The sequence below is a fragment of the Pseudomonas sp. 20-5 genome, assembly GCF_056782835.1.
The window spans coordinates 2887136-2912614 of the sequence record NZ_CM165584.1 but is presented as its reverse complement, the minus strand read 5'-3'; the positions used below and the strand labels follow the sequence as shown (position 1 = coordinate 2912614).

The 25479-nt window shown below is 66.8% G+C and carries 13 protein-coding genes (1 of these 13 running past the window's edge); 9 read left to right on the top strand and 4 right to left on the bottom strand.

Annotation, left to right across the window (positions count from 1 at the left end; genetic code table 11):
* Window positions 1–75: 75 nt before the first annotated feature.
* The 4 genes from AC1RB9_RS13435 (at window position 76) to ompQ (ending at window position 5768) form a co-directional block, all read left to right on the top strand.
* Complete coding sequence (locus AC1RB9_RS13435; RefSeq protein ID WP_003144014.1) at window positions 76–1071, top strand: FecR family protein; 996 nt, start codon at window positions 76–78, stop codon at window positions 1069–1071.
* Between the two features lie 100 nt (window positions 1072–1171).
* Entirely contained in the window at window positions 1172–2347 is a 1176-nt protein-coding gene (gene pvdR / locus AC1RB9_RS13430) for a pyoverdine export/recycling transporter periplasmic adaptor subunit PvdR (RefSeq protein ID WP_003089547.1), read from the top strand.
* Window positions 2347–4338, top strand: coding sequence for a pyoverdine export/recycling transporter ATP-binding/permease subunit PvdT (pvdT, locus tag AC1RB9_RS13425; protein WP_003089549.1), 1992 nt, complete (start codon window positions 2347–2349; stop codon window positions 4336–4338). The genes pvdR and pvdT overlap by 1 nt, the downstream gene beginning before the upstream one ends.
* A gap of 5 nt (window positions 4339–4343) precedes the next feature.
* The gene (gene ompQ / locus AC1RB9_RS13420; protein ID WP_020989355.1) at window positions 4344–5768 is read left to right on the top strand and encodes a pyoverdine export/recycling transporter outer membrane subunit OmpQ; all 1425 of its coding nucleotides are present in this window, start codon (window positions 4344–4346) and stop codon (window positions 5766–5768) included.
* Between the two features lie 48 nt (window positions 5769–5816).
* Here the strand turns inward: ompQ and pvdP are convergent, their stop codons facing one another.
* Window positions 5817–7463: a pyoverdine maturation tyrosinase PvdP gene (gene pvdP, locus AC1RB9_RS13415; RefSeq protein WP_003163333.1), complete on the bottom strand. Its 1647-nt coding sequence runs from the start codon at window positions 7461–7463 to the stop codon at window positions 5817–5819.
* Between the two features lie 213 nt (window positions 7464–7676).
* On the opposite strand from pvdP, the gene pvdM reads away from it, so the two are divergent.
* From pvdM to pvdO, 3 genes are read left to right on the top strand one after another with little or no spacing between them, the layout of a single operon-like run.
* Window positions 7677–9023 carry a pyoverdine-tailoring dipeptidase-like protein PvdM gene (gene pvdM / locus AC1RB9_RS13410; protein WP_003450962.1) on the top strand — a complete coding sequence of 449 codons (1347 nt, stop codon included), beginning with the start codon at window positions 7677–7679 and terminating at the stop codon, window positions 9021–9023.
* A gap of 22 nt (window positions 9024–9045) precedes the next feature.
* On the top strand, window positions 9046–10329 hold the full coding sequence (pvdN, locus tag AC1RB9_RS13405) for a pyoverdine-tailoring periplasmic protein PvdN (RefSeq protein WP_003450963.1): 1284 nt from the start codon (window positions 9046–9048) through the stop codon (window positions 10327–10329).
* 28 nt (window positions 10330–10357) lie between these two features.
* Window positions 10358–11212, top strand: a complete 855-nt coding sequence (gene pvdO, locus AC1RB9_RS13400; RefSeq protein WP_003110606.1) for a dihydropyoverdine dehydrogenase — start codon at window positions 10358–10360, stop codon at window positions 11210–11212.
* 67 nt (window positions 11213–11279) lie between these two features.
* Here the strand turns inward: pvdO and AC1RB9_RS13395 are convergent, their stop codons facing one another.
* Window positions 11280–12107: a formyl transferase gene (locus AC1RB9_RS13395; RefSeq protein ID WP_003144003.1), complete on the bottom strand. Its 828-nt coding sequence runs from the start codon at window positions 12105–12107 to the stop codon at window positions 11280–11282.
* Window positions 12108–12397: 290 nt separating this feature from the next.
* On the opposite strand from AC1RB9_RS13395, the gene AC1RB9_RS13390 reads away from it, so the two are divergent.
* Entirely contained in the window at window positions 12398–14050 is a 1653-nt protein-coding gene (locus AC1RB9_RS13390; RefSeq protein ID WP_003116932.1) for a cyclic peptide export ABC transporter, read from the top strand.
* A 171-nt stretch (window positions 14051–14221) separates the two neighbouring features.
* The gene (locus AC1RB9_RS13385; protein ID WP_003144001.1) at window positions 14222–16648 is read left to right on the top strand and encodes a TonB-dependent siderophore receptor; all 2427 of its coding nucleotides are present in this window, start codon (window positions 14222–14224) and stop codon (window positions 16646–16648) included.
* 99 nt (window positions 16649–16747) lie between these two features.
* On the opposite strand, the gene AC1RB9_RS13380 is transcribed toward AC1RB9_RS13385, so the two are convergent.
* Both AC1RB9_RS13380 and AC1RB9_RS13375 read right to left on the bottom strand, forming a co-directional pair.
* Window positions 16748–17713, bottom strand: a complete 966-nt coding sequence (locus tag AC1RB9_RS13380; protein ID WP_003122673.1) for an alpha/beta hydrolase — start codon at window positions 17711–17713, stop codon at window positions 16748–16750.
* 48 nt (window positions 17714–17761) lie between these two features.
* Window positions 17762–25479 carry the 3' portion of a non-ribosomal peptide synthase/polyketide synthase gene (locus tag AC1RB9_RS13375; RefSeq protein WP_128666675.1) on the bottom strand. The gene runs 7258 nt beyond the window's last position, so only the last 7718 of its 14976 coding nucleotides appear in the window; its start codon lies off the right edge, out of view — the gene reads right to left on this strand; its stop codon occupies window positions 17762–17764.

Sequence of the window (25479 nt, the reverse complement as noted above, 5' to 3'; positions counted from 1 at the left end):
AATTTATAATAATTCTCATCCAGCTTTAAAGCCTTGCCATCGAACAGAGACGACAGGGCGCAAACGGAACCCTCGATGAAGACACCCCTCCCCGCCGACAGCGACACCTTGGTCCAGGACGCCGCACACTGGTGCATGCGCCTGCATGCCGAGGACTGTAGCGAGGAAGAGCGTGCCGAGTTCCGTCGCTGGCTGGCGAGCGATCCGAGGCACGCCGACGAATACGCAGCAATGGAAGAAATCTGGCAACTCAGCGAATTGCTGCCCCGCCGCTCCGACACCCCGGCGGCCGCCCCGGCCTGGCCGCGCCCGCGTACTACCCGCAGGCGCCACTGGAGAAACCAGGCGCGAGCTGCCGCGCTCGCTCTGTTCCTGCTCCCCGCCTCGGCCTACCTGGGCTGGTTGCAGGGCTGGATTCCCTCCAGCTATCAACGCTACACGGCGCAGGACAATATCCGCCACGTCACCCTCCCCGACGGCAGCGAGGTAGAACTGGATCTCAAGACCCACCTCAGCTTCGCCAACTTCAGGGACATCCGCCGCGTCGTACTGGACAACGGCGAGGCCTATTTCCATGTCACCCACGATACGGCCCACCCCTTCGTGGTCAGGGCCGGCAAGGGTTCGATCACCGTCACCGGGACCCGCTTCAACGTCTGGAAGTACCAAGACAACGTCGTCGTCACCGTGACCGAAGGCTCGGTGAAGGTCCGCAGCGAAGGCTCGGGCAACGACAGCAGCCTGACCCCGGGCATGCAGGCCAGCTACTACCCCGGGCTGCTGCAACCGCTGGTCGAGGCGGTCGATACCCGTCAGGCACTGGCCTGGCGCGAAGGCCGCCTGATTCTCGACGACCTGCCGCTGGCTCAGGCCCTACCGCTGATCAACCGCTACCTGGAGCATCCGCTGGTCCTCACCGACAAGACCAGCGCCGAACTGCGCATCGGCGGCATCTACAGCACCCGTGAGATACGCAACCTGGTGGAGGCCCTGCCGAAGGTCCTGCCGGTGGATCTCGAGCACCGCGACGACGGCAGCATCCGCATCAGCAGCCGTTACGCCCAGCTCTGAACCCAGGTTAAATTTAGCCGCCCTGGCCTCGTATATCTGGCAGTGCCCAGCCTGCCGATCCAGCGGCGGCGGTCTCTCCACGCACCGGCCGGATTCCCGAATGAGACGAACCCGTAGTACTCGTCGCGCACTGCTCGTCGCAGTCTGCCTCAGCCCCCTGATCGCCCTGGCCGCCTGGCAGGCCTATCCGTTCCGCAGCAACAGCTTCGATACCGTGAGCGTCAGCCGCGGCAGCATCGAGAGCAGCGTCTCGGCGCTCGGCACCCTGCAACCGCGGCGCTACGTCGACGTCGGCGCCCAGGCCTCCGGGCAGATCCGCAAGTTGCACGTCGAGGCCGGGGACGATGTGACGGAAGGCCAGTTGCTGGTCGAGATCGACCCCTCCACCCAGCAGGCCAAGGTCGATGCCGGCCGCTATTCGATCGAGATGCTCAAGGCCCAGCTGGCCGAGCAACGTGCCCAGTACACCCTCGCCCGCCAGCAGTACCAGCGCCAGCAGCGGCTGGCCGCCGGCGGCGCGACGCGTACCGAGGACGTGCAGAGCGCCCAGGCGCAGATGCTCGCCACCCAGGCACGGATCGAGATGTACCAGGCGCAGATCCGCCAGGCCCAGGCCTCGTTGCGCAGCGACGAAGCCGAACTCGGCTATACCCGCATCTACGCGCCGATGTCCGGCACGGTGGTGGCGGTCGATGCGCGCGAAGGCCAGACCCTCAATGCCCAGCAGCAGACCCCGTTGATCCTGCGGATCGCCAAATTGTCGCCGATGACCGTCTGGGCCCAGGTTTCAGAAGCCGACATCGGCCGGGTCAAGCCCGGCATGCCGGCCTACTTCACGACCCTCAGCGGCGAAGGCCGGCGCTGGACCGGCAAGGTCCGGCAGATCCTCCCGGTGCCGCCCAAGCCGCTGGACCAGAGCAACCAGGGCGGCGGCAGCCCCACCAGCGGCAGCGGCGGGCAGAGCGGCAGCGGCCGGGTGGTGCTGTATACCGTGCTGGTCGACGTGGACAACGGCGACCACCAACTGATGGCGGAAATGACCGCCCAGGTGTTCTTCGTCGCCGCCACCGCGGAAAACATCCTCACCGCGCCGGTCGCCGCCATCCACGACGACGGCAAGGGCGGCCAGGTCGCCTGGGTGGTCGGCAGCAATGGCAAGCCGCAGAGCCGCCAGATCAGGACCGGCATCAGCGACCGCCTGCGGGTACAGGTGCTTGCCGGCCTGGAGGAAGGCGACCGCCTGTTGATGGCCGCTCCCGACGGCAGCGACAGCTGATGGAAAACGCCACGCAACCCGTCCCCCTGATCGAACTGCGCGACATCCGCAAGCGCTACGGCGGCAATGGCACTCCGGAAGTCGAGGTACTCAAGGGCGTATCGCTGTCGATCCACGCCGGCGAGTTCGTCGCCATCGTCGGCGCCTCCGGCTCCGGCAAGTCGACCCTGATGAACATCCTCGGCTGCCTCGACCGGCCCAGCTCCGGCAGCTACCACTTCGCCGGCCACGACGTCGCCGAACTGGACAGCGACGAGCAGGCCTGGCTGCGCCGCGAGGCATTCGGCTTCGTGTTCCAGGGCTATCACCTGATCCCCTCCGCCTCGGCCCAGGAAAACGTCGAGATGCCGGCGATCTACGCCGGCACCCCGGCGAGCGAGCGGCACACCCGCGCGCGGGCCCTGCTCGAGCGCCTGGGCCTGGCAGAGCGCACTGCCAACCGTCCGCACCAGTTGTCCGGCGGCCAGCAGCAGCGGGTATCGATCGCCCGCGCGCTGATGAACGGCGGCCATATCATTCTCGCCGACGAACCCACCGGCGCCCTCGACAGCCACAGCGGCGCGGAAGTCATGGCGCTGCTCGACGAGCTGGCCAGCCAGGGCCACGTGGTGATCCTGATCACCCACGACCGCGACGTCGCCGCCCGCGCCAAGCGCATCATCGAGGTGCGCGACGGCGAGATCGTCAGCGACAGCGCCAACGACGAGCGCCCGGCGCAACCGAGCGCCGGCGTCGAGCGCCACCTGCAGGCCGACGATCTCAGCCAGCGCCTCGCCGAGGGCAGCAGCGAACCCTCGGGGGCCTGGCGCGCCGAACTGCTGGAGGCGGTGCGCGCCGCCTGGCGGGTGATGTGGATCAATCGGTTCCGCACCGCGCTGACCCTGCTCGGGATCATCATCGGCGTCGCCTCGGTGGTGGTCATGCTCGCCGTCGGCGAGGGCAGCAAGCGCCAGGTGATGGCGCAGATGGGCGCGTTCGGCTCGAACATCATCTATCTCAGCGGCTACTCGCCGAACCCGCGCGCGCCGATGGGCATCGTCAGCAGCGACGACGTCGCCGCCATCGCCACCCTGCCCCAGGTGAAGAAGGTCATGCCGGTGAACGGCGGCGAGCTGGTGGTACGCTACGGCAACATCGACTACCACGCCTACGTCGGCGGCAACAACACCGACTTCCCGGAAATCCTCAACTGGCCGGTGGCCGAGGGCAGCTACTTCACCGAGCGCGACGAAGACGCCGCCACCACGGTCGCGGTGATCGGCTACAAGGTGCGCAAGAAGCTGTTCGGCAGCGCCAACCCGATCGGCCGCTACATCCTCATCGAGAACGTGCCGTTCCAGGTCATCGGCGTGCTCGCCGAGAAAGGCTCCAGCTCCGGCGACAAGGATGCCGACAACCGCATCGCCATCCCCTACTCCGCTGCCAGCATCCGCCTGTTCGGCACGCGCAACCCCGAGTACGTGATCATCGCCGCCGCCGACGCCCAGCGCGTGCACCAGGCCGAACGCGCCATCGACCAGTTGATGCTGCGCCTGCACCGCGGCCAGCGCGACTACGAGCTGACCAACAACGCGGCGATGATCCAGGCCGAGGCGAAGACCCAGAACACCCTGTCGCTGATGCTCGGCTCGATCGCCGCGATCTCCCTGCTGGTAGGCGGGATCGGCGTGATGAACATCATGCTCATGACCGTGCGCGAACGCACCCGCGAGATCGGCATCCGCATGGCCACCGGCGCCCGCCAGGGCGATATCCTCCGCCAGTTCCTCACCGAGGCGGCGATGCTCTCGGTGGTCGGCGGCCTGGCCGGGATCGCCCTGGCCCTGTGCATCGGCGGCGTGCTGCTGCTCGGCCAGGTCGCGGTGGCCTTTTCCCTGTCGGCCATCGTCGGCGCTTTCAGTTGCGCGCTGGTCACCGGCCTGGTGTTCGGCTTCATGCCGGCGCGCAAGGCCGCCCAGCTGGACCCGGTGGCCGCCCTGGCCAGCCAATGACGGATATGTCCATGAAGAATCTTTCCCTGATTTCCGCCTGCCTGCTGCTCGGCGCCTGCGGCAGTACGCCGGCGCCCCTCGACAGCGGCCTGGCCGCGCCCAGCCAGTGGCGCTACCTGGCGGCCGGGCGCAGCGATGCCAGCGACATCCGCCAGTGGTGGAAGGCCTTCGGCGCGCCGGAACTGGACAGCCTGCTGCAACGCGCCCTGCTGAACAGCCAGGACCTCGGCGCGGCGGTGGCCCGCGTACGCCAGGCCCAGGCCTCGGCGGTGATCGCCGGCGCGCCGTTGCTGCCGGAGCTGAATGCGACGCTCGGCGCCAGCCGGCAGAAACTCCTGCGCGACTCGGGCTACAGCGGTACCGACGCGACCTCCGACAACGATGCCGTCGACTCCTTCTCCGCCGGCCTCAGCGCCAGCTACGAAGTGGACTTCTGGGGCGGTCGCCGGGCTGCCTACCGCAGTGCCCTGGAAAGCCTCAAGGCCAGCGAGTACGACCGCGCAACGGTAGAGCTGACCCTGCTCTCCGGCGTCGCCAACAGCTACCTGCAGGTATTGGCGCTGCGCGAACAGCAGCGCATCGCCAGGCTCAACCTGGACAACGCCGAGCACGTCCTGCGCCTGGTGGAGACCCGCCATGCCGCGGGCTCGGCCACCGCCCTGGAGGTCGCCCAGCAGAGCAGCCTGGTCGCCAGCCAGCGCAAGCAGCTGCCGCTGCTCGAGCAGCAGGCCCATGAGGCGCTGATTACCCTGGCCACCCTGATCGGCGAGCCGGTGCAGGCGCTACAGGTGGCCGAGCGGCCTTTCGACAGCCTGCGCTGGCCGGAGACCGGAGCGGGCCTGCCGAGCGAACTGCTCGGCCGCCGTCCCGATATCGCCAACGCCGAAGCGCAACTGGCCGCGGCCCAGGCCGACGTGCAGGTGGCGCGCGCGGCGCTGTTCCCCAAGCTGACCCTGAGCGCCTCGCTGTCGTCCGGCGCCAACCGCGCCGCCGACACTTTCCGCAACCCCTATTACAACCTGGGCGCCAACCTGCTCGCCCCGATCTTCAACCACGGCCGCCTGCGCGCCGAGCGCGACCGCAGCCTGGCGCGCCAGGAAGAACTGCTGGAAACCTACCGCAAGGCGATCCTCACCGCCTTTGCCGACACCGAACGCTCGCTGAACAGCATCGACGGCCTCGACCGCCAGCTGCACTGGCAGCAGCAGGAGCTGGAGCAGGCGCAGCGCGCCTTCGATCTCTCCGACAGCCGCTACCAGGCCGGCGCGGAAACCCTGCTGACGGTCCTCGAAACGCAACGCACGCTGTACGCGGCGCAGGATGCCGCCGTGCAACTGCGACTGGCCCGCCTGCAGGCCTCGGTCGGCCTGTACAAGGCCCTCGGCGGCGGCTGGCAGAGCGACCGCCAGGGTCTCGCGCGGAAAGACTGAGGCCCGCGTTGCGCGGGCCTCCTCCATCCTTACTCGCTCTTTCGCCGTTCAGCGCCTGAGCTGGTCGCGCGCCAGCTTCAGGTTGCGCGCGTACCAGGGCCGCCGCGGCGCACGCTTGAGCCAGCCGCTCAACTGGTCTTCTTCGCTGAAGATGATGCGCAAAGCCAGCTTCATGGTTTCCACGTCCAGCTCCACCGAGTTGCTGCTCGCCTGGACATCCGAAAGCCCGCATCCATGGGTCGCCGGGCCCAGCCAGGGATCGCCGACCTCGACCCATCGACCAGGCGCGAACCATTGGATGCCCTCCACTTCGCGACGCTGCACTTCGCCAGGATGGAAACGCTCGTGGGCGCGATACCAGTCCTCGATGCGGTCGTCGATCCAGCCGTGGAACGACCAGAACACCGGATTCACATGGGAGGAAAACGGGTCGCCGAGGAAGTCGTTCTCCGGGCGGAACCAGCGCGGGGAAAAATCCGATGGTACCCGGTCGCTCATCACCGGCGCGCCGTTGGAAGGATCGCGAGTCACCGAAGCCCAGCGCATATGCAGCCAGTCGTGCATGCCCAGCTCCATCTCCGAGCCGAACTGACCGAGCGTCAGTTTCGCCAGGTATTCCGGGTCCTGGTATTGCGACTCCCAGACCAGGAAATTGGCGTGATAGCCCTCGGCGCTTTTCAGCCCACGCAGCCACTCGGTGTATTCGTCGTCGTCCACCGCGACCCAGGCCGGCGGGACGGAACAGCCGTCAGGGTTGTCGAAGTAGCGCAGGAAGCCGACCCGGTCGTGGGCCAGCGGTACGCCCGGCAGCGGCAGGCGCCGCCAGGACGGCAGGTCCTGCATCGAGCGCGCGGTATGCAGCATGTGCCGGTGCATGAAGAAGAAGTCGATACCGGAAGCATTGCGGTCCTTGTGACGACCACGGGCGTCACGCTCGCGGTCCAGTGGGCCAGGCTGCCAGCCGACGCCGCGCAGGGCGTTGCGCTGCTTCTCGGAAAGTCGATGCCACTTGTCCCGCGAGGCATGCCAGAGCTGGTGGAAGAGGCGATGCTGCGGCGAGATCAGCCAGGCGAGCAAGCGTTCGTTGAGGCCGATGCGCTCGCGAGCCAGCGGAAACGGGCGCTTGACCGCCACGAAGCGGAAATCCTCCTGCGCTTGCAGTGGCGAGCGCACGAGGCGCTCGATGCGACCGCTGAGGGTGCCATCGCCGGCATTGGCCAGATTGTCCCAGACCTCGTCGAAGACCGCCGAGCAATCGTAGCTCGGGGTCATCGAGGCGGTGTTGCCGTCCACCAGGCGCCAGCGGATGCGCGCGGAGCGCGCACCGACCAGGTCGCCAAGCAGGCGGAAGCGCGGTTCCTGCGGCCCTCTCAGGCGCTCCGGAGTATCCAGGTATCCGATCAGGCCCAGCCCCCTGGGCGCCACGTCGAGCACCAGCTCCAACCCCTCCAGCGGTAACCCCGGCAGGCCGGCGTCGGCGCCGAGCAGGCGCAGGTCCCAGATACCGCGCAGGCGGTCGCCCAGGCGCATGGCCTCGGTGGCGGCCAGGTCCAGCGTCGCTTCGCCGGGCGTGGCCGGGTGCTCCTCGTCTTCGCGCAGGCGGGCCAGATGACGATGTGTGTAGTAAGCCACCGGCAGGGCAGCCGCTCCGGTGAGCGCCAAACCCGCCATGAATCCGCGTCGAGAAACCGTCATCGTCCTACCTGTTCAGCCATGAAGCTCGCTTTATCCAGCTAGAACGTTCCGTCCATCGGCAAATTTACCGGAGCCGGCGTCGCTGGCGGCACCCGGCGAATTCGTCGGCCCGCTAAATTTTCCGTCCCTGCCCTCGTCCCACCCTGACAGGTGCCCCGCTCTGCAATGCGGAACGACCGGCGTCCACCGATTTCGAACCTGACTGGGACGGCAATGACTAGAACTCGCAAAAGAACGGCGCTTTACCTCGGCCTGCCACTGTTCATCGTCCTGCTGGCCGCCGGCGGCTGGCTGGCCTGGACCCAGTGGCTGGGCAGCGCCGGCTACCCGCGCAAGGTCATGCAACACGCAGAGGAGTTGCACGAGCGCATCCTCTCCTTCGACAGCCGGATCACTGTGCCGCTGGACTTCGGCACCACCGGCAACGAGGTGGACAAGGACGGACCGGGCCAGTTGGATCTGGTCAAGGCCGGCCGCGGACGCCTGTCCGGCGCTGCCCTGGCGATCTTCGGCTGGCCGGAGATGTGGAACGGCCCGAACGCGCCGCACAAGCCGACCCCCGGTTTCGTCGACGAAGCCCGCCACCAGCAGGAAATTCGTTACAAGATTCTCACCGGCATGGTCCGCGACTTTCCCAACCAGGTCGGCATCGCCTACTCCCCCGAGGACTTCCGCCGCCTGGCCATGGAAGGCAAGTTCGCCATCGTCATGAGCATGCTCAACGCCTACCCGCTGGGCGACGACCTGTCCCAACTGGACAAATGGGCCGCCCGCGGCGTGCGCATGTTCGGCTTCAGCTACGTCGGCAACAACGACTGGGCCGACTCCTCGCGCCCGCTGCCCTTCTTCAATGACTCGCCCGACGCCCTAGGCGGCCTCTCCCCGCTAGGCAAGCAGGCGGTCGAACGGCTCAACGATCTCGGGGTGATCATCGACGTCTCGCAGATGTCGACCAAGGCCCTGGAACAGGTTGCCGCCCTCAGCCGCGCGCCCATCGTCGCCTCGCACTCCGCGCCGCGTGCCCTGGTGGACATCAAGCGCAACCTCAGCGACCACGAGATGCAACTGATCAAGGACAGTGGCGGCGTGATCCAGGTGGTCGGCTTCCCCGCCTACCTGCGTCCGCTGAGCAAACCGACCCTGGACAAGCTCGACGCCCTGCGCGCGCGCTTCGACCTGCCGCCCCTGGAAGGCCTGGACTATGCCCTGATGCCGGGCGATCCGATCATCACCATCTGGCCGGAACAACGCTTCGGTGAATACGCCAGCGCCCTCTACGGCATCCTGGAGGAGGAGCCCAAGGCCGGCCTCAAGGAACTGGTGGACGCCATCGACTACACGGTGAAGAAGGTCGGCATCGACCACGTGGGCATCAGCTCGGACTTCAACGACGGTGGCGGCGTGGACGGCTGGAAGGATGTCAGCGAAATCCGCAACGTCACTGCCGAACTGATCACCCGCGGTTATTCCGATGCCGACATCGCCAAGCTCTGGGGAGGCAACTTCCTGCGCGCCTGGGGCGAAGTGCAAAAACGCGCCAAGCCGACAGCCACCCCCTGACCACGCCGCAACGGACCTCCCGATGAACGACCGTCGTACCTTTCTCAAGCAGGCCGGCATTCTCGCCGCCGGCCTGCCGCTGCTTTCCGCTGCCCAGTCGCTCCGCGCCGAAGGCGTACCGAGCGACGCCGGCAATAAATGGAAAGCGCTGCGCCAGCAATTCGATCTCGACCCGCAGTATCTGCACTTCGCCAACTTCCTCCTCACCTCCCACCCTCGGCCGGTGCGGGAGGCCATCGAGCGCCTGCGGGTCCGCTTCGACCGCAACCCGGGCGAAGCGGTGGACTGGCATCGCGAGGAAATCTGGAAATACGAGGACGAGGCTCGCGCCTGGGCAGGTCGCTACTTCGCCGTGCAACCTGGCCAGGTGGCGCTCACCGGCAGCACCACCGACGGCCTGGCGGCGATCTACGGCGGCCTGCTGGTGCAGCCGGGCAAGGAGATCCTGACCTCCTCCCACGAGCACTACTCCACCTACACCACCCTGGAATACCGGCACAAGCGCATGGGTACCCAGGTCCGCGAGTTCCCGCTGTTCAAGGACCCGCATCGGGTTTCCGCCGACGAGATCCTGTCCAGCATCGCCGCTCAGATCCGCCCGCAGACCCGGGTGCTGGGCATGACCTGGGTGCAGTCGGGCAGCGGCGTGAAGCTGCCGATCCGCGAGATCGGCAAGCTGGTGCGCGAACTCAACCAGAAGCGCGACGAACAGGACCGGATCATCTACGTGGTCGACGGCGTGCATGGTTTCGGCGTGGAAGACGTCAGCTTCGCCGACTTCGACTGCGACTACTTCATCGCCGGCACCCACAAGTGGCTGTTCGGCCCGCGTGGCACCGGGGTCATCATCGCCCGCTCGGAACAGCTCCAGGAGCACCTGGTGCCGAGCATCCCGACCTTCTCCCGCGCCGACAACTTCGGCACCCTGATGACCCCTGGCGGCTACCACGCCTTCGAACATCGCCTGGCCCTGGGCACGGCCTTCGAGCTGCACCTGCAGTTGGGCAAGGCCGAGGTCCAGGCGCGTATCCACCAGCTCAACGCCTACCTCAAGCAGCGCCTGGGCGAGCATCCCAAGGTCCGCCTGGTCACGCCGACCAGCCCCGAGCTGTCTTCGGGCTTCACCTTCTTCCGCGTCGAAGGCCGCGATTGCGAGGCGGTCGCCAAACACCTGATGGCGCACCGGGTAATCAGCGACGCCGTGGATCGCGATGTCGGCCCGGTGGTGCGCCTGGCGCCGAGCCTGCTGAACGACGAGGCGGAGCTCGACCGGGTGCTGGAAATCCTCGCCCCGCAACTCGCCTGACCCCTTTCGCCACTCAACGAGAACCGCCATGCACGCATTATCGCCCCTGGCCCTGGCCGCACTGATCGTCGCCACCGCCCCCGCCTTCGCCGACGAAGCGAAGAAACCCGGCACGGTGTTCAAGGATTGCAAGGACTGCCCGGAGATGGTCGTACTGCCCGCCGGCAGCTTCACCATGGGCACCCCGGACGACGAGGTCGGCCGCCAGCCCGACGAGGGCCCGCTGCACGACGTGACCTTCGCCAAGCCGTTCGCCATCAGCCGCTACCAGGTCACCGCCGGCGAACTGGACGCCTACCTGAAAGCCACCGGCGTCAAGCTGGCCGACGGCGATACCCGCCCCGGCCGCGAATGCATCGCCGGCAAGCCGCGCTACCAGCAAGGCCCTCGCCAGCCGGCGGTGTGCGTCGACTACAACGACGTGAAGAACTACGCCGCCTGGCTGTCGAAGAAGACCGGCAAGCACTACCGCATGCTCAGCGAGGCCGAGCGCGAGTACGGCGCCCGCGCCGGCAGCGCCGGCCCCTTCCCCTTCCCGTTCGACGAAGGCAAGGAATACAGCATCGCCAAGCACGCCAACACCTACGGCGCCAGCGATGGCTACAACTTCACCTCGCCGGTGGGCAGCTTCCCGCCCAACGCCTTCGGCGTCTACGACATGCACGGCAACGTCTACGAGTGGGTCGCCGACTGCTGGCACGACCACTACAACGGCGCGCCGAGCGACGGCAGCGCGTGGATGGAGGACAAGTGCGAGCTGGTGCAGATCCGCGGCAACGACTGGGGCGAGCCGCCGATCTTCTCGCGCTCGGGCAACCGCAACAATGCCTACCCCGACGCCCGTGGCGACTGGATAGGTTTCCGCGTGGCCCGCGAACTCTGAGGCGGACGAAGAAAGGCCGGAGCGACGCGGGTCGCTCCGGCCTTTGCGCATCCGCGACCAGGCGTTTTCAGTCCTTCTCGGCCAGCAGCGCCAGGCCTTCGTGCAAGGCCGGGAACAGACTGTCGTTGAAGTTGTTCCAACGCAGCTCAAGGATGGTGTCGTCGGGAGATATCTTCGTTTTCAGCACGTCGTGGAAGACCTCGCCGGAATCGATGCCGTTGTCCACGTAGTGGAACGAGGCGCCGGTCAGGTACAAGGGTTCGACCGGTACGCTTTCCATCGTCGCCCAGTCGACGATCTTCTCACCCCGCGCACCATGCAATGCATCCAGGGTCGCCCAGGCGCCGCGCCGTTGGTAGGGCGAGTCGGCGCGCGTGACCCCGGGATGGATATTCATGATCCGTCGGGCGAATGGCGCCCCGGGCCGCACCAGCTCATCGAGGATGACCAGCAGGCCGTCGAGGACGACGACCTCGGCGCGCAGCTCGACCAGCGTCTCGTACAGGCGTCGTTCGAAGTCGCGCTTGCCGGCCACATGCTCCGCGCTCCCGCGCGGGTGGCGACGGTAGGTGGAAGGCACGTTCAGCAGCAGATCGTTCATGCGCCGCCCCTGTACCTCCAGTTCCGCCGGGTAGAACCACTGCTGTCCAGGCCGGTAGGCGAATCCGTAGTCCTCGATCTTCCGCTGGTCGCGGGGCAGTTCCGGGTCGTCGTCGTAGATCACCCCGACCAATTCGTAGGCGTCCCCCAGCGCCGTCCGGTTCAGCGATTCGGCGAGAAACTCCAGCGGGGACTTCATGTAGCGCAGCTCGCCCTTGTAGGCCACCTGTTGTCCGGCCTTGTCGGCGGCGGCGTTTCTCAGGGACCAGATATAGGCTAATTTCCTTTTCGTCATCTCGTCTTTCTCAGGGAATGGGTCGGACTTGAGCGCGTGCTCCGGCACAGTGTTGGACTCGACAAGGGCTTCCCGGGGAACCCGCTCGAGCGTCGCTCTCACTTAAACGCAACGAACGGCCGGCCGCCGAATTTATCGTCCCCTGCGCTTTTGCCGGACGCCTCGGCGAAGCAGCGCCACAGGCTAAATTTCCCCTCCCCGGCCTCGTCTTCAGGGCAGGCGCGAGCGTGCGCCACTCCGCCATTCGCCTCTCTGCCCTTGCGTCCAGTCGGCCGCGCCGAGGAAACCCCATGTCCGCAACACCCCGTAGCGCCACTCGCGAACTCCTGAGCATTCTCAAACCCTTCTGGCCAGCGCTCAGCCTGTCGATCGGACTGGGTATCGTCGGCGGCCTGGCCATCACCGCGCTGCTCACCTCGATCAACCGCGTACTGAACGCCGAGGGCGGCATGACCAGCGGCATGATGCTGGCTTTCAGCGCGATCTGCGCGCTGGCCCTGCTCAGTTCGATCCTGTCCAACATCGGCACCAACTACGTCGGCCAGAAGGTCATCGCCCGGCTGCGCAAGACCCTCGGTGGCCGGGTGTTGTCCGCCCCGATCGAACAACTCGAACGCTATCGCACGCACCGCCTGATCCCGGTGCTCACCCACGACATCGATACGGTCAGCGATCTTGCCTTCGGCCTGCCGCAACTGGTGATCTCCCTGACCGTGACCCTTGGCTGCCTGGGCTACCTGGCCACCCTGTCGCTGCCGATGTTCCTGGTCGCCGCCAGCGCCGTGGTGCTCGGCACCATCGCCCAGTACATCGCCCGCGGCTATGGAATGGCCGGTTTCGAAGCGGCGCGCGAAGAGGAAGACCTGCTGCAGAAGCACTACCGCGGCATGGCCGAGGGAGCCAAGGAGCTGCGCATCAACCGCCCGCGCCGGCAGCGCCTGCACGGGCGTCTGCTGGACGAGACCGTGGAGCGCATCTGCCGCCTGCAGGTGCGTTCGGTGAATATATTCCTCACTGCCAGCACCTTCGGTTCGCTGCTGTTCTTCGTGGTCATCGGCACCGCCCTGGCGGTCCAGACCTGGTGGCCGACCTCCGACCGCAGCGTGCTCAGCGGCTTCGTCATGACCCTGCTATTCATGAAGGGGCCGCTGGAAAGCGTACTCAGCCTGTTGCCGCTGATCAGTCGCAACCGTATCGCCCTGCGCCGGATCGCCGAACTCAACGAGCAGTTCTCCAATCCCGAACCCTACCTGCTGCTCGAGAACGATGCCTCCAGACCGGCTCAAGAGGTGCGCAGCATCGAGTTGCGCGATGTCGGCTACAGCTATCCGGGCGTGCCGGGCTCGACGCCCTTCCGCTTCGGCCCGGTCAACCTGACGATCCGCCCGGGAGAGATCCTCTTCATCGTCGGCGAGAACGGCTGCGGCAAGACCACCCTGATCAAGCTGTTGCTCGGGCTGTACACGCCCCACGAGGGCTCGCTGCTGCTCAACGGAGAGGAAGTGACGGCACAGGCGCGCGACGACTATCGTCAGCTGTTCACCACCGTGTTCGCCGACTACTACCTGTTCGACGACCTCGTCGACGGCGAGCAACAGTTGCCGGAAGAAGCCGGGCGCTACCTGAAGCGCCTGGAAATCGCCCACAAGGTCAGCGTCAGCGACGGCAGCTTCACCACCACCGACCTCTCCACCGGCCAGCGCAAGCGCCTGGCGCTGGTCAATGCCTGGATCGAGAAGCGCCCGGTGCTGGTCTTCGACGAATGGGCCGCCGACCAGGATCCCACCTTCCGCCGGATCTTCTATACCGAGCTGCTTCCCGAGCTGAAGCGAATGGGCAAGACCATCATCGTGATCTCCCATGACGACCGCTACTTCGACAGCGCCGACCAACTGCTGCGTCTGGCCGGCGGTCGAGTGGTCGAGGAGCTGCAACCGGCCTGAAGTGCTCTGCCTGCGAACACGGAAAAAACGATTTTTGTTTTCCGGTTTCGCGCCGACCAAACGTCTCAATGGGAAACCAAATAACAATTATTCCCAATCATGACATCCATAAGAGTACTAGAGAGCATGCCAGCACTCCGCACACTCCCCCGTTTCACCAAGGCTCTAGTGATGCGCAACACCCTGACGCTGCATCCGCGCCTGAGCACCGCCGCCCTGGCCATGGCCCTGTTGGCGCCGATCGCCAGCCAGGCCGAAGCGCAGAAGATCCAGTTCGACATCGGCGCCCAGTCCCTGCCCAGCGCCCTGCGCCAGTTCGGCCAGCAGAGCCAGTTGCAGGTGCTTTACAGCGCCGATGAAGTGCAAGGCCTGCGCAGCAACCCGGTCCGCGGCCAACTGAGCGTCGAGGCGGCTCTCGCCGAACTTCTCCGCGGTACCGGCGCCAGCTACAGCCTGCAAGGCTCCAGCGTTACCATCAGCGCCCAGCGCTCGGCGGACTCGGTGGACCTCGGCGACATTACCGTCACCAGCCAGGAGTCGGCCTGGGGCCACGTCAACGGCTACGTGGCCAAGCGCAGCGGTACCGGCACCAAGACCGACACCCCGCTCAAGGAAATCCCCCAGACCATCAACGTGGTCACCCAGGACGAGATCAAGGCGCGCGGTTCGCAGACCGTCACCGAGGCCCTGCGCTACACTCCGGGGATCACCGGCGGCGGCTTCGCCGACCGGGTGAAGATCTTCGACGAGCCGACCTCGCGCGGCTTCAGCCCGGCGCCGATGTACCTCGACGGCCTGCACATGCCCTACGGCGGCGGCAGTACCGGCGGTGCCCTGCAGATCGACCCCTATACCCTGGAACGCATCGAAGTGCTGAAGGGGCCGGCATCGGTGCTCTACGGCCAGAACGAACCGGGCGGCATCGTCAACATGGTGTCCAAGCGTCCCACCGCCACCCCGATCCGCGAAGTGGTGCTCGGCGGCGGCAGCCAGGACCGCCGCTACGGCGCCTTCGACGTCGGCGGCGCGCTCGATGAACAGGGCACCTACCTGTACCGGCTGACCGGTGTGGGCCGGGACATCAACTCGGAGATCGACTATGCCGAGCAGAAACGCTTCATGCTGGCGCCGAGCTTTACCTGGAACCCCAACGAGCAGACCAGCCTGACCTTCTACGGCCAGTACCAGAAGGACAACGACGTGCCCGAGGCCCAAGGCCTGCCGGCCTACGGCACGGTGTTCAGTACGCCCAACGGGCGGATCAAGCGCAGCACCTTCATCGGCGAGCCGGGGCTGAACTCCTACGACCGCGACCAGTTCGTGTTCGGCTATGAGTTCAGCCACGAACTCAACGATGTCTGGACCTTCAAGCAGAACACCCGCTACGCCTATCTCGACGACCAATACGTGGCGCCACTGCACGGTTACAGATTCGTACCCAACCCGAACACCGGTGCCGATGACCGACGCTATGCCACGCGCTATGGCGTGGACTGGTCGCAGACCAACAAGGCCTTCGGCATGGACAACATGGCCCAGGCCAAATTCAAGACCGGCGCGATCGATCACACCGCGCTGATCGGTATTGACTACTACCACTTCAAATCCAAGTTCTTCGGTCTCTACTCGAACCAGGAACCCACCACGATCATCGATCTGTACAAGCCGGTGTACGGCAGCAAGTTCACCTTCACCAATCCCTATCGCTGGAACCGCACCACCGACCAAACCGGAATCTACTTGCAGGACCAGATGAAATGGAACCAGTGGTTCCTGACCTTCGGCGGACGCTATGACTGGGCCAAGACCGACACCAAGGAAACCGGCGGCAAGGTCGACGCGAAGGACGAGAAGTTCAGCGGCCGCGCCGGCTTCGGCTACGAGTTCAGCAACGGCATCGTGCCCTATGTCAGCTACTCCGAGTCGTTCCAGCCGGTCGGCGGGTTGAACATGGACGAAGGCAACAAGGCCTTCAAGCCGACCACCGGCAAGCAGTACGAGGCCGGAATCAAGTACCAGCCGCCGGGGCAGAACAGTTTCATCCAAATGTCGGTCTACCAGATCGACAAGAAGAACGTGCTCACCACCGATCTGCTGAACCCCAACTTCAGCAAGCAGTCCGGCGCCATGCGCTCCAAGGGCTTCGAGCTGGAAGGCAAGGCCAGCCTGACCAACAATCTCGATGTCATCGCCTCGTTCTCGCGCAACGACATCAAATACACCAAGGACAACGACGGGCGCAAAGGCCGCCATCCGGCCGGCACGCCGCCGATGACCGCCGCGGTCTGGCTGGACTACACCCTCGGCGCGGATACCGCGTTCGCCGGCCTCGGCGCGGGGATCGGCGCGCGCTACACCCGCGGCAGCGACGGCACCGAAACCGCCGACGGCCACTTCACCATCCCGTCCTACACGCTGTACGACGGCAAGCTGTCCTACGACTTCGAGAAATCCCCGCTGCAGGTGAAAGGCCTGAAGGTGCAGGTCAACCTGGAGAACCTCGAGGACAAGAAGTATGTCAGCCGTTGCTCCTCTGATCTCGACTGCTACTACGGCCAGGGCCGTACCATCACCACCGACCTGACCTACAACTGGTAAGGCGTCTCGGGAGGCCGCTGGCCTCCCCTCGCCCCAGCCTTCATGAAAAAAACCCGCCAGGAGAACCTGGCGGGTTTTTTCATGGCGAATGCCGAAGTCTCAGGGTGCCAGGGCCGCCACCAGCGCGTCGGCGATCATGTCCTTGGCTTCGTCCGCCTCGTCGACGATCGCACCCATGCGCAGGAAGTCATGGGTCATCCCCGGATAGACGCACAACTCCACCCGGGCGCCGCCCTGGCGCAGGTGCTCGGCATAGGCGATGCCCTCGTCATGCAACGGGTCGCACTCCGCGACCAGCAGCAACGTCGGCGCCAGGTCAGCCGGCACCACGCCGAGCAGCGGCGAGAAACGCGGGTCCTGACGGTCCTCGGGGCTACGCTGGTAGTGCTGGTAGAACCACTCCAGGCTGTCCTTCTCCAACAGGTGGCCAACGGCGTAACGCTCGATCGATTGGCGCGTGCGGCTGGCATCGGTGACCGGGTAGATCAGTACCTGCAGACGCGGTTGCGAGGCGTCTCCCCGCAGCGCCAAGCGATGCGACAACACCGCGCACAGACTGCCGCCGACGCTGTCGCCGGCAACCGCCAGGCGTTGCGGATCGATGCCTAGCCGCGCGGCTTCGGCAGCCAACCAGCACCAGGCATCCTCGGCGTCCTCGGCGGCGGTCGGAAAACGCCACTCCGGGGCCAACCGGTAGGCCAGAGAAAGCACCACGCAACCGGCGCGCTCGGCCAGGCTGGCGCACAGCGCGTCGTGGGAGTCCAGGCTGCCGACGACGTAGCCGCCGCCATGCAGGTAGAGCACGCCCGGCAACGGCGGCGACGCGGACAGCCCCTGGGGACTGTAGAGGCGCGCCGGCAACGGCGTACCGTCCCGCGCCGGGACGAACAGCGTCTCGACGCGCGGCAGCGGCTCGTCGAGGCCTGGGTCCATCAACGCCGACGACTGGTCGAACTGCTCGCGTGCCTGTTGCACCGTCAACTGGTGCATGGGCAGGCTCTTGCCACTGCTGCGGCCGTTGCCGACCAGTTCCAGGTATGCCGCGATATCGGGGTTCAAGGCCATTTCATAGTCTCCAACGGGCCGGCCCCGGCGGGGCCGGCCAAAGCTTCGTCATGAATAGACGAGGCTGCCGTGGATTTCTTCAAGCGCCTCCACCAGGGAGTCGAGCACCTCCTGCGCATGGGGTATCTGGAAATGCCCGCACGCGGCGACCCGACCGGCCAGAGGCTGACCACCCAATTGCCGCGACAGCGCCCGCACCTCTTCACCACGCCCGCGCGTCCACCAGCACAGCGGCCGGACCTGGATCGGCGAGCAACTATCCAGTTGCCCGGAGAGTTGCTTGAGCTGCCGGGCGACCAGGAATACCTGGGCCAGTTCGTCGCAGCCCAGCCCTCCCTTCCCGGTCTGGCCGACGCCAAGGCACTCGGCGATGGCGGCGCTGACGTTGTCGCGCTGCTCCAACCCGGCGGCCAGTGGCGGACGGGTTTCCAGGCCGGCGCTGACGCTGAGGAAGTCCAGCAGATCCTCGCGCCAGTCATCGGCGGCGGGCGCCTCGGTTCCCGGCACATAGCTGTCCAGCAGACCGAGGAAGGCCACCTGCTGTCCCTGCCGCTCGAGCTCGGCGGCCATCAGCATGCCCAGGGTCCCTCCCAGCGACCAGCCGAGCAGGTGATAGGGACCCTCGGCCTGGCGCTGGCGGATCAGCGCGACGTAATCCTCGGCCATCCGTTGCAGGGAAGCGTCCCGCCAGTTCGGATCCAGCAGCGAGCGGGCCTGGATCGCCAGTACGCTACGGCGGCCATTCAGGCGCCGGGCCAGCGGTTCATAGTCGAACACCGTGCCGAAGCCGGCATGCACGCAGAACAGCGGCGGGCATCCGTCCACCGCCGCGTTCAGCGCCAGGATCGGCGACGGCGGCGCAGCGCTGTCGTCGTACCCGGACAAGGCGGCGATGCTCGGCTTCTGGATCAGGTCGCGCAGCTTCAGGCTGAAGCCCAGCTTCTTCAGGGCACGGGCCTTGGCCACCACCTGCATGCTGAGGATAGAGTCGCCACCCAGTTCGAAGAAGTTGTCGTGCACACCGATCCTTGCGATACCGAGCACTTCCTGCCAGATACCAGCCAGGGCCAGCTCCAGCTCATTGCGCGGCGCCACGTAGGCCTCGCTGGCGGTGACGTCGATGTCCGGCAGCGCCTTGCGGTCGATCTTGCCGTTCGGCGTCAGCGGCATCGCCGGCAGCAGGGCCAGGTGCGCCGGCACCATGTACTCCGGCAGATCGCGCTTGAGGCGCTCGCGCAAGCGCTCGAGCAGGCCCGAGGCGTCCGCGCCATCTTCCGCGACCACATAGCCGAGCAGTTGCTTGCCACTCGCCGCGTCGCGGGCAACCACCACCGCTTCGCGGACCTCGCCGGCATCCTGCAGGCGCGCCTCGATCTCGCCCAGTTCGATGCGGAAGCCCCGCACCTTGACCTGGTTGTCGATGCGCCCGAGGTAGTCGAAGGTGCCATCCTCGCGCTGACGAACCAGGTCGCCGGTGCGATAGAGACGCTCGCCGGCACGGCTGAACGGGTTGGCGACGAAGCGCTCGGCGCTCAACCCCGGCCGCTGCAAATAGCCTCGCGCCAGGCCGACGCCACCGAGGTACAGCTCCCCGGCCACGCCCGCCGGCAACGGGTTCAGGTCAGCGTCCAGGACATAGCCGCAGCGCTCGCCGACGAAGCTGCCGATGGGCGCATAGGCAGCGCCGCATTCGGTGTCCATGGCAGCCTTCCAGATCAGCGGCGTGACCACGGTTTCCGTCGGGCCATAGCCGTTGATGATGTAGCGCGGTTTCAGCGCGCGCTTGGCCAGTTCGAAACCGGCCACCGGCACCGCGTCGCCGCCGAAGCAGTAGATACGTACCGGCGGCGGGTTGCCGTCACGCTCGGCATGCTCGGCCAGCTGTTGCAGATAGACCGGCGGGAACGCGGCAACCGTCACGCCGTGGCGTTGCATCGCCGCGTAGGTCTGCTCCGGCGTCCACAGCGCATCGTCGCGCAGCAGCAGGCTGCCGCCGTGGCCCAGGGCGGTCAGCCAGCGCTCATGGGCGCCGTCGAAAGCGAACGACATGAAGTGCAGCTCGCGATCGGCCGGGGACATCTCGTAGCGCTCGCCGACCGCGTCGATGTGCATCGCCAGAGGACCATGGCTCACCGCGACGCCCTTGGGCAGGCCGGTGGAGCCGGAGGTATAGATGACGTAGGCGAGGTTGGCGGGATGGACCTCGACCTGCGGCGCCTGCGCCGGATGCTCCAGCAGATCCAGGCGGTCCAGGGCCAGGGCGGGCACGCCGGCGGGCACCGGCAATTGCACCAGCGCCTGGCTTTCGCTCAGCAGCAGGGCGATGCCGGAGTCCTGCATCAGGTAAGCCAGTCGCTCACGCGGATACGCCAGGTCCAGCGGCACATAGGCGCCACCGGCCTTGAGCACGGCGAGCAGCGCAACGACCAGTTCGGTGCCGCGCGGCAGCGCCACACCGACCCGCACATCGGCCGCCACGCCGCGCTCGACCAGCGCATGCGCCAGGCGGTTGGCCCGCGCGTCCAGCTCGGCGAACGAGTGGCTGCGCTCGTCGAACACCAGCGCGGTGGCGTCCGGCGTGCGCCGGCTCCACTCGCCGATGCGCTGGTGTACCAGCGGATACCGATCCGGACACGCGCCATCCGCCAACGGCACCCGGGCACTCGGCAAGCCGATGTTGCCCAGGCGGCACTCGGCGTCGCCGCTCAAGGCTGCGAGCAGCCCTTCCATATCCGTGCGCAGGCGCTCGACCGAAGCCACGGCGAAGTGCTCGCGCAGGAACATGTATTCGATCGCCAGGCCGGAATCGTCGCTGGTCACCATCAGGTCCATGGGGAAGTTGGTCAGGCCTGCGCTGCGCATCTCGCCGAAGCGCAGCGAATCGTCGCGCCAGTCACGCAGCGTCCGGTCAACCGGATGGTTCTCGAACACGATGATGCTGTCGAACAGCGATTGACCGCTGCGCCCGGCCCAGCGCTGGATGTCGCTGAGCGGGGTGTACTCCTGCTCGCGCATCTCCAGGTTGTAGTCCTGCAAGGCTCTCAGCCAATCGCCGACGCACTGTTCCGGCGCCACTTCGCAGACCACCGGCAAGGTATTGATGAACAGCCCGAGGATCCGTTCCGACGCCTCCAGGCTGGCCGGCCGACCGGCAACGGTGGCGCCGAAGGACACGCAGCGCTGGCCGCTGTAGCGACTCAGCAGGAGCAGCCAGGCGCCCTGTACCAGGGTATTGAGCGTCACTCGCTGGGATTGGGCGAAACGTTTCAGGTGCTCGGTGGCATCGCTGTCCAGGCGCGTGTACAACGCCTGGTGCCCATATCCTTCGCGGGCAGCGTTGAAGGCGTCGGCCAGATAGGTCGGCTCGTCCATGCGTGCCAGTTGGCGGCGCCAGAAGGCCTCGCTGGCCTTGCCATCGCGCGCCCGCAGCCAGGCGATGTAGTGCCGGTAAGGGACGGCGGGCGGCAGGCTGCCGCCGGAATAGAGTTCGAGTATCTCGCCGAACAGCTGCGAAGTGCTCCAGCCATCGATGAGAATGTGGTGGTAGGTCCAGATCAACTGGTAGCGATCCTCGCCCAGGCGCAGCAGGCGTATCCGTTGCAGCGGCGGCTGGCCCAGGTCGAAGCCCTTGCGCCGCTCCTGTTGCGCGACCTGTTCCAACGCTTCGTCGCTTATCGCCCGCCCACGCCAGTCGAGGACCTCGAACGGAAGCCCGGGATCGGCCAGGACAAATTGCAGGGGCTCTTCCTGGTCCAGCCAGAGGAAGCCGCTGCGCAACACTTCATGGCGCTGCGCCACCGCCGACCAGGCGCGTTGCAGGCGCTGCGGATCGAGTCCGTCGACCGCGATGCTCAATTGGTTGATGTACAACTCGGCGTCCGGGCTGTTCAGCCCGAGGAACAGCATGCCCTGCTGCATCGGCGAAAGGCTGTAGAGGTGTTCCAGCCGTTCGTGGGGCAACGGCAGCGCCTGCACTTGCTGCGGCAGCAGATTGTGCAGGACGGCGCCGTCGGGCACGCTCGCCGGCTCTGCGACGGGCGCCGCCGCGCTGCAGCGCTCGGCCAGCTTGCGAATGTTCTGCAACTGGAACAGGTCGCGCGGGCTCAGTTGCAATCCGGCCTGGCGCGCTCGACTGACCACCTGGATCGAGACGATCGAGTCGCCGCCGAGGGCGAAGAAGTTGTCGGTCACGCCAACCCGCTCGCGTCCCAGGACATCCGCCCAGATCGCCGCCAGTTGCCGCTCCGGTTCGCTGGCCGGTGCCACGTATTCGCCGAGTCCGTCTTCCGCCTCGATCTTCGGCAACGCCTTGCGATCCAGCTTGCCGTTCGGACTCAGCGGCATCCGCTCCAGCGCTAGCCACTGCGCCGGCACCATGTATTCCGGCAGGCTTGTCGCCAGGTGCGCGGCCAGCGCTTCGCGCCAGTCGCCGCCCTCGCTCTCCAGCACCACGTAGCCGACCAACTGCTTGCCGTCCACCGCCAGCACCGCCGCCTCGCGCACCCACGGATGCTCCAGCAGGCGCGCCTCGATCTCGCCCAGCTCGATGCGCAGGCCGCGCAGCTTCACCTGGTGGTCGATCCGCCCGGCGTACTCGATCACCCCGTCGGCGCGGTAGCGCGCCAGGTCGCCGGTGCGGTACATCCGCTCCCCGGCCACGAACGGGCTGGCGACGAAACGCTCGGCAGTCAGCCCCGGACGCTGGTGGTAGCCACGGGCCAGGCCCCGACCGGCCAGGTACAGCTCGCCGAGCACGCCCACCGGTACCGGCTCCAGGTTGCCATCGAGGATGTAGCAGGCCAGGTTGGCGATCGGCCGGCCGATCGGCACCGCGTCCTTGCCCTCCTCCACGCAGCTCCAGTGGGTGACGTCGATGGCCGCCTCGGTCGGGCCATAGAGGTTATAGAGGCCGGCCTGCGGCAGCTTGGCGAACACCTGCTGCTGGGCGTCCGCCGGCAGCGCCTCGCCGCTGCAAACGATGCGTTTCAGGCTGGTGCAGGAGACGACGTCTTCGTCCTGCAGGAAGGCCTGCAGCATCGACGGCACGAAGTGCAGCGTGTCGACCCCTTCGCGGTTGATCAGCGCCACCAGCTTCGCCGGGTCGCGATGGTCGCCCGGCGCGGCCACCACCAAACGCGCCCCGCTCATCAGCGGCCAGAAGAACTCCCAGACCGACACGTCGAAGCTGAACGGGGTCTTCTGCAACACCGTGTCGCCGACGCCCAGCCCATAGGCCTGCTGCATCCAGCACAAGCGGTTGCTCAGCGCCGAATGGCGGTTGCCGGCGCCCTTGGGCTTACCGGTGGAACCGGAGGTGTAGATGACATAGGCGAGGTTCTCGCCATCGAGATGAATATCCGGGTTCGCCTCACTGTAATCCTCGAACCAGGGCGCACCGCGATCCAGGTCGATCCGCTGCACGCCTTGCGCCAGCGGCAGCTTCAGGTGCGACTGGCTGAGCAGCAGCTCCACGCCGCTGTCCTCCAGCATGTAGGCCTGGCGCTCCTCGGGATACTCCGGGTCCACCGGCACGTAGGCGCCGCCGGCCTTGAGGATCGCCATCAGGGCCACGACCATCTCGATGGAGCGCTCCATGGCCACGCCCACCAGGCGGTCCGCACCGACCCCGCGCTCGATCAGGGCATGCGCCAGGCGGTTGGCCCGGCGGTTCAGCTCGGCGTAGTCCAGGCGCTCCTCGCCGAAGGCCAGCGCCGGCGCCGTCGGTGTGCGCTCGACCTGCTCCTCGAACAATCGGTGCACGCCGCGTTGCAGCGGGTACTCGGCCGCAGTGGCGTTCCAGCCTTCCAGCAACTGGTAGCGCTCGGCGGCAGCCAGACTGTCCAGCTCGCCCAACGACGCCCCCGGGTTTTCGCACATCCCCAGCAACAAGCGTTCGAGGCGTTCCGCCAGGCACTCGATCGCCGCCTCGTCGAAAGCCTGGCGGGAATAGCTGTAGTGCAGTTCGAGGGTCTCTCCGGCGCTCACCAGCAGCGTCAGCGGATAGTGCGTCTGCTCCTGGTTGCTAAGCGCGTCGATCCGCATGTCCGTCGGTGTCTCTTCCGCCAGCGCTGCGGAAACCGGGTAGTTCTCGAATACCAGGATGTTGTCGAACAGGGCCTCGCCGACCTGCCCGGCCCAACGCTGGATGTCATACAACGGCGTGTGCTCGAACTCGCGCAGCGCCAGGTTTTCGCCCTGCACCGCCTGCAGCCAGTCGCCGAGCGGCTGCTCCGGACACGGGCTGGCGACCACCGGCAGCGTGTTGATGAACAGGCCGATCTGCTCCTCGATCCCGCGCAGCTCCGCCGGACGACCGGATACGGTGGCACCGAAGGCCACGGTGTCCTGCCCGGTGAAGCGTTGCAGCAATATCAGCCAGGCCGCCTGGACCAGGGTATTGAGCGTCACCTTCTGCTCACGGGCGAACTCTGCCAGGCGCTGGCTCGTGGTGACGTCCAGCTGACGATAGCGATCGGCATGGCCCTCGGCACCCCGCACCCCGTGGGCGAACGCCGGAACCAGCAGGGTCGGCTCGCCCAGCCGCTGAAGGCGCTGCTTCCAGAACGCCTCGGTGCGACCCGCATCCTGGCGTTGCAGCCAGGCGATGTAGTCGCGATAGCGCCCATCCGAGCGCGACGGCGTCTCGCCGCGGTAGCGCTGCAAGACTTCGCCGAGCAACTGCGAGTTGCTCCAGCCGTCCATCAGGATGTGGTGATTGGTGTAGATCAGGTGGTGCCGGCGTTCGCCGGTACGCACCAGCACCAGCCGCAGCAGCGGCGCCTCGGCGAGTTCGAAGCCGAGCCCGGCCTCGCCGGCGGCGAGGGCATCGAGCGCCTCGGCGAGGTCCGCGCGGTCGCGCCAGTCGTGCACGCTGAACGGCACCTCGACGCGCTTGCGCACCAGTTGCAGCGGCTTTTCCAGCGCGCCCTGCCAGAGGAACCCGCTGCGCAGGACTTCGTGGGCATCCAGCGCCGCCTGCCAGGCCTCGCGGAAGCGTTGGGGATCCAGGCCTTCCACGTCCAGACGCATCTGGTTGATGTAGTCGCCGCTGTTCTGCTGGTACAGGCTGTGGAACAGCATCCCCTGCTGCATCGGCGACAGCGGATAGAGATCCTCCACCTCGCTCGCCGCCAGGGGCAAAGCGTCCAGTTGCCGCTGGTCGAGCCCGGCCAGGGGGAAGTCCGAAGGGGTCACGCCTTCGACATCGGCGGCGCAACAATGCTCGATCAGCGCCAGCAGCTCGTCGCGATAGGCATCGGCGAGGCGAAGGATGCTCGCCTCGCTGAAACGCGCGGCGCTGAAGCTCCAGTCGATACCGAGCCGGCCGGCATAGACCTGGCCGTTGAGACTCAGCCAGTTGTCCAGCGGCGCGTCGCTATCGCGCTCGCTGCCGGCCGCATCGGCGCTGGGACGGAACAGCGCGGAGGAATCGGCGGAGAAGCTGCCGTCGAACTGTCCCAGGTAGTTGAAGGTGATGCGCGGACTCGGCAGGGCCGCCAGCGCCGCCCGATCCTCGGCGCTGCCGAGGTAACGCAGGGCGCCGAAACCCAGACCCTTGTGCGGAATCGCGCGCAGTTGCTCCTTGATCCGTTTGATCGAAGCGCCCAGCTCCGCCACCGGCGACAGGCGCAGCGGGAACAGACTGGTGAACCAGCCTACCGTGCGGGTCAGGTCGATGTCCTCGAACAGCTCCTCGCGCCCGTGTCCTTCGAGCTGGATAAGGGTATCCGCCTGGCCGGTCCAGCGACCGATGACCCGCGCCAGGG